Genomic DNA, 5364 nt, shown 5'->3' with positions numbered 1-5364 from the left:
TCCATCTGGCGCGCACGCGGGCCGAGGGCGGGGCGCCGCGCCGCAGCGGCGTCGTCGGGCATGAGCTGCACCCGCAGGACCCCGTGCTGGTGCGTGCCGGGGTGCGGATCACGACGCCGGCCGCCACCTGGGCGGCGCTGGCGCAGCTGGGTCTGCCGTTGGCCGACGTCGTCGCCGCCGGGGACAGCCTGCTGCAACGGGCTGACGGCCCGGCGGGCCGGCGTCGTCCCGGCGAGCATCCGCGGTGCACCGTGCGTGATCTGGAGGCGGAGGTGCTGCGGGTGCGAGGGAGGCGAGGGACGCGGACCCTGCGAGCGGCCCTGCCGCTGCTCAGGAACGGCGCGGATTCGAGGGCCGAGACGCTCCTCCGACTGGCGCTGGCCGACGCGGGTGTGCCGGAGCCGGAGGTGAATCCGCTGCTGCTGCTGAGCGACGGGTCCACCGTCCGGCCGGACCTGGTGTGGCGCGAGGCCCACGTCTGCGTGCAGTACGAGGGCGATCATCACCGGACGGACCCGCAGCAGTGGCGCCGTGACATCGAGCGCGACCGCCGGATGCAGGCCGAGGGGTGGATCGTGCTGCGCGTGACCGCCAGCGTCTTCACTCGGCGCGGCCTCACCGCCCTGCTGCGCGACCTCGCCGCCCACCTGCGGCTCCCTCTGCCTGCGTGAGCCAGACGATTCGGCCGCCGAGCCAGACGAATCGGCGGCAGGGGGGCGTGCGTACCAGCAGAAATCTCTGGCTCACGCCGCCCCCGCTCGCGTCATCTCACACGAACGCGCCGACCCCCGTGATCTCGCGGCCGATGATCAGCCCCTGCACGGTCTCGGTGCCCTCGTAGGTGTGGATCGCCTCGATGTCCGCGAAGTGGCGAGCCACCTCGTTCTGGATGAGGATGCCGTTGCCACCGAGCAGGTCGCGCGCGTTCGCGGCGATGGACCGCGCGGCGCGCGTCGCCGAGTACTTGGCCATGGACGCCATCGGCCCGGTGAGCCGGCCCTCGTCCTCGAGCCGGGTCGCACGCAGCACGAGCAGCTGCACCTGGGTGAGCTGGGAGAGCATCTCGGCCAGGCGGGTCTGCACGCTCTGGGCGGCGGCCAGCGGCCGGCCGAACTGGATGCGCTGCCCCGCGTACTGCACCGCCGCCTCGTAGCAGCCCACGGCCTTCCCGAGGGCGGACCACGCGACGCCCACGCGCGTGGCGAAGAGGACGCGGGAGGTGTCCTTGAAGGAGCGGGCCTCGGGCAGGACGTCGGCGTCGGGCACGAAGACGCCGTCGAGGGTGATGTGGGCCTGGTCGATGGCCCGCAGCGCGACCTTGCCCTTGATGACCTCGGCCGTGTAGCCCTCGGACTCCTGGCGCACGATGAACCCGCGGACCTTCTCGTCCTCGGCGCTGCGCGCCCACACCACGGTCACGCCGCCGGCGGCCCCGTTGCCGATCCACTTCTTGTGCCCGTGCAGCCGCCAGCCGCCGTCGACGCGCTCGGCGCGGGTCTCCAGCGAGACGGAGTCGGAGCCGTGGGTCGGCTCCGTGAGCGCGAAGGCGCCGTAGAGCTCGCCGCGCGCCATGGCCGGCAGGTGCTCGGCACGCTGCTCCTCGCTGCCGCACAGCTGGATCGAGCGCATGGCCAGACCGCCCTGCACGCCCGTCATCGTGGCGATCGAGCCGTCCAGGCGCGAGAGCTCCATCATGGCCAGGCCCGCTGCAACGCGGGAGACGTCGGGCAGCCCGTCCACGGGGACGCCGTCGCGCAGCAGGTCGGCCTGCCCCAGGCGGGCCACGAGGTCCAGCGGGTACTCGTGGCGGTCCCACGCCTCCCGGATCCGGGGCAGCACGTCCGGCTCGAGCGCGAAGGCGCGGGCCCGACGCCACACATCCTTCTCGGCGTCGGAGACGTCCGCGAGCGCGAGGTAGAAGTCGGTGTCCAGCGGCGTGGCGACGTCGTACTCGGGCTCGACGGTGGGCAGGGTCTCGGTCATGGTGGCCTCCCGGGCGGGGTCGGAGAGATGGGTGTGTCCGCCATCACCCTACACCAACTGACACGCCATCTCACAGAATCAGACGCAGTCTCACCTCCTCTCCGCGCCCGTGGCACCATGGCCCGCATGACGACGCCCGCCGAGGACACCCTCACCGCCCTGATCCACCTGCTGGACCGCGAGGGCTACGACGCCGTCACGGCCGACCAGCTCGCCCGCCAGGCCGGCATGAGCCGGGCCAGCTTCTTCCGCCACCTCGGCGGGAAGGAGGAGGTGGTCTTCGCCGACCACGCGGCGCTGCTCGCCCGCCTGGACGACTTCCTGCGCGGCACCTCCCTCGGCGTGCGGGAGGCCCTGGAGGAGGCGGTCCTCCAGGTCTTCCGGCATCACACCGCCGATCCGGACCGGGCCCGGGCGCGCTCCCGCCTGCTGCGCGGCTCCCAGTCGCTGCGCACGCGCGAGCTGCTCACCTCGCACCGCTACACGGAGCTGTTCTCCGGCTGGCTCGCCACGGCCCTGCCGGACACGCCCGCGCGCGGCGGGGTCGCCGTCGGGCTGGCGGCGGCCGTGGTGGCCGTCCACACCCGCGCCCTGCGGGCGTGGCTCCACGCCCCGGCCGACGACGCCGATGCCGGCCTGCGCGCGGACCTCGCGGAGGTCATCGCGCGGCTCACGGCCGAGCCGGCCGAGGCCGAGCGGACGCTCGCCGCCGTGCGCCGACTCCTGGGCTGACGCCGGGCTCTCAACGGCCGGCGACCTGCGCGTTCTCCGCCCCGAACGCGGGCGGGTAGCGGAACTCGCCGGCCGGCACCTCCGCGCCGTCCTGGAGCGTGAGGACCTGTAGCGCATCGGGCTGCCGGGCGAAGGCCGCGTGCACGCCGTGCTCGGAGGCCCGGTGGAAGCCGAACTTCGCGTAGTACTCGGGCCAGCCGTAGACCACCACGACCTCCTCGCCGTCGGCCTGCGCCTTCTGCAGCAGGGCGTTGACGAGCGCGGTGCCGGCGCCCTCGCCCTGATGCTCGGGCAGGACGCCGTGCGGGGCGAGGGCGAGCACCTGGGCGTCGTCGATGTGGGCCCGGACCAGGGTGCCGTAGCCCATCGGGTCCGACTGCAGGTCCGTGCCGGGGATCGCGGCGGTCATGGCCACGAGGGAGTACTGGGGCAGCCAGCCCTCCGCGCCGCCGGCGAGCTCCTCGACGAGGTCGGCCTCGGCCGTGGACGCGAAGGCGAGTTCGGCGATCTGGCGGACGGCGCGGCGGTCCGCCGGATCGTCGTGATCGGCCTCGCGGGTGGACCAGCGGTGACCGAGATCCTGGCCGGCAGGGACGTGGGCGGCGCGGTGGCCGGGGGTCTGGGTGCTGTTCTGCTCGGCGCTCATGCGCTCACCGTAGCCAGGGTGTGACCCCGGATACAGGGACGGCGCCCTGCGTCACGCTCGTGACGCGGGCGCCGTCGCCTCCTCTGGCCGGGGGCGGGCTCAGTCGATCTGCAGCTCGCCCATCGGGCCGAAGCCCTCCGCACCGACCTGCTCGGAGATGATCTGGGGCGTGCTCGCCAGCAGCGGGCGCATCGCGTCCAGGCCCTCCTGGAAGTGCGGGGACGCGACGTGGGCCTGCGCTCCCTCGTCCGTGAACCCCTCGAGCAGGAAGTACTCGTTCGGGCCGCCCTCCACCGGGCGGTACCACTCGAAGAACAGGTTGCCGGGCTCGGAGCGCACGTCCGCGGTGTACTTCGCGACGGCGTCCATCCACTCGTCGGCACGCTCGGGCTGGACGGTGAACTTCAGGTTGATGAGGATCATGCCGTCCATTCTGGTCCACCCGGCACGGCCGCGGCACGGCCTCGCGTCCGCCGGTCGCGGAACCGCCGGGCCAGCAGCCACAGGCCCACGACGACGGCGACCACCAGCACGGCGACCAGCACCGGCAGGAACAGCGCGGCCGCGACGAGGCCGGCCGCCGAGACGTCCTCGGCCGCCGAGAGCACGGGCGCGGCGGCCCCCACCGTGACCGTGTCGGCTCCCACGACCGTCTGGACGACGTCGTTGACCGCGTCCACCCCGGGGATCTTGTCCGCGACGAGCTCGAGCGCGAGCAGGACGCCGAGGATCCAGAGGGAGGCGTCGGCGGCGAGCCACGTCCAGCCCGCGGGCAGGTCGACGAGCCCCGTGAACCGGTCCAGCAGACCCAGGGCGAGCAGGGGGATGTAGGCGTTGAGCCCGGCCGAGGTGGCCAGGCCCGTGCCGGTGAGGAACTCGAGCACGTCCGTCCCCGTCCTTCGCGGGTCGCTCGGGGCGCCCGGGCGGACGCTCCGGGTCCGAGGACCCTCGTTCCCCGGTGAACACCGCCGGCCGTCGGGCGCTTCCCGTCCGGGGTCGGTCCTACCATGGGCGCATGCCCCAGACCGCTCACTCCCCCCAGCACTCCGCCTCCGCCCCCGCGCTCGCCCTGACCATCGCCGGGTCCGAGGCCACCGGCGGCGCCGGCGCCCAGGCCGACCTCAAGACGTTCCAGGAACTCGGCGTCTTCGGCATCGTGGCGCTGACCTGCATCGTCTCCTTCGACCCGGAGGACGACTGGAACCACCGCTTCTTCCCCGTGCCCACCGAGATCCTCCAGCAGCAGCTCGACGCCATCCAGGGTGACTACCCGGAGCGGCTGCGCACCGTGAAGCTGGGCATGCAGGGCTCCCCGGAGGTCATCCGCACCTCGGCCGCGGCCCTGCGCCGCGCCGAGTGGGACCACGTGGTCCTGGACCCCGTGCTCATCTGCAAGGGCCAGGAGCCGGGCCACGCCCTGGACACGGACCAGGCGCTCAAGGCCGAGCTGCTGCCGCTGGCCACGTTCACCACCCCGAACCACTTCGAGACGGAGCAGCTCTCCGGCATGACCGTGCGCTCGGTCGAGGACCTGACGGCGGCCGCTCGGCGCATCCACGAGATCTCCGGCGCGGCCGTCCTGGCCAAGGGCGGGATGCACCTGCCCGGCCCGGACGCCGTGGACGTGTTCGTGGACGGGGACACCGTGGAGGTGCTCTCCGCCCCGAAGATCGGCCAGTCCGGCGTCTCTGGTGCGGGCTGCTCGCTCGCCGCGGCCGTCACCGCCGAGTTGGCCAAGGGTGCCACCACGCTCGAGGCCGCGCGCCGCGCCAAGGAGTTCGTGGGAGCCGGCATCGCGCAGGCGGTGGAGGGCCGCACGCCGTTCGCCGCCCTGTGGCAGGGCGGCCTGCGCTCCGCGTGAGCGCGCACGTGGGCCGCTGACTCGTCCTGAGCCGGGCGGTGCGCCACACTGGGGGCATGAAGCTCCCCTCCCCCGCCCCTTCCGTCCCCGGCGAGGTCCACCACTCGGCGTCGTCCGTTCCCGTCGACGACGGGACCGGAGG

The 5364-nt window shown here is 73.8% G+C and carries 7 protein-coding genes; 3 read left to right on the top strand and 4 right to left on the bottom strand.

Going from position 1 to position 5364, the window contains the following annotated elements; translation table 11 throughout:
* The coding region (locus D8M29_RS08280) for a hypothetical protein (RefSeq protein ID WP_127445899.1) at window positions 1-671 on the top strand (671 nt) is incomplete at its 5' end.
* Window positions 672-768: 97 nt separating this feature from the next.
* Here the strand turns inward: D8M29_RS08280 and D8M29_RS08275 are convergent.
* The gene (locus tag D8M29_RS08275) at window positions 769-1983 is read right to left on the bottom strand and encodes an acyl-CoA dehydrogenase family protein (RefSeq protein ID WP_036341128.1); all 1215 of its coding nucleotides are present in this window, start codon (window positions 1981-1983) and stop codon (window positions 769-771) included.
* A gap of 126 nt (window positions 1984-2109) precedes the next feature.
* Between D8M29_RS08275 and D8M29_RS08270 the strand changes: the two genes are divergently transcribed.
* Entirely contained in the window at window positions 2110-2715 is a 606-nt protein-coding gene (locus D8M29_RS08270; RefSeq protein WP_127445898.1) for a TetR/AcrR family transcriptional regulator, read from the top strand.
* A gap of 10 nt (window positions 2716-2725) precedes the next feature.
* Here D8M29_RS08270 and D8M29_RS08265 read toward each other — a convergent pair whose 3' ends face one another.
* The 3 genes from D8M29_RS08265 to D8M29_RS08255 all read right to left on the bottom strand — a co-directional run bounded on the left by D8M29_RS08265 (window position 2726) and on the right by D8M29_RS08255 (window position 4245).
* The gene (locus D8M29_RS08265; RefSeq protein ID WP_127445897.1) at window positions 2726-3361 is read right to left on the bottom strand and encodes a GNAT family N-acetyltransferase; all 636 of its coding nucleotides are present in this window, start codon (window positions 3359-3361) and stop codon (window positions 2726-2728) included.
* A gap of 99 nt (window positions 3362-3460) precedes the next feature.
* The gene (locus D8M29_RS08260; protein WP_010079505.1) at window positions 3461-3784 is read right to left on the bottom strand and encodes a putative quinol monooxygenase; all 324 of its coding nucleotides are present in this window, start codon (window positions 3782-3784) and stop codon (window positions 3461-3463) included.
* Window positions 3781-4245, bottom strand: coding sequence for a DUF4126 domain-containing protein (locus tag D8M29_RS08255; protein WP_036341133.1), 465 nt, complete (start codon window positions 4243-4245; stop codon window positions 3781-3783). Before D8M29_RS08255 ends, D8M29_RS08260 begins: the two co-directional genes overlap by 4 nt.
* 131 nt (window positions 4246-4376) lie before the next feature.
* Here D8M29_RS08255 and D8M29_RS08250 point away from each other — a divergent pair, with 131 nt between their 5' ends.
* The gene (locus tag D8M29_RS08250; RefSeq protein WP_036341136.1) at window positions 4377-5222 is read left to right on the top strand and encodes a hydroxymethylpyrimidine/phosphomethylpyrimidine kinase; all 846 of its coding nucleotides are present in this window, start codon (window positions 4377-4379) and stop codon (window positions 5220-5222) included.
* Window positions 5223-5364: the final 142 nt, after the last annotated feature.

The sequence above is a fragment of the Micrococcus sp. HSID17227 genome (genome assembly GCF_003989405.1).
Classification (GTDB): domain Bacteria; phylum Actinomycetota; class Actinomycetes; order Actinomycetales; family Micrococcaceae; genus Micrococcus; species Micrococcus luteus.
Note: the sequence above shows the minus strand (reverse complement) of the source record. Positions and strands in the feature narration are given on the sequence as shown.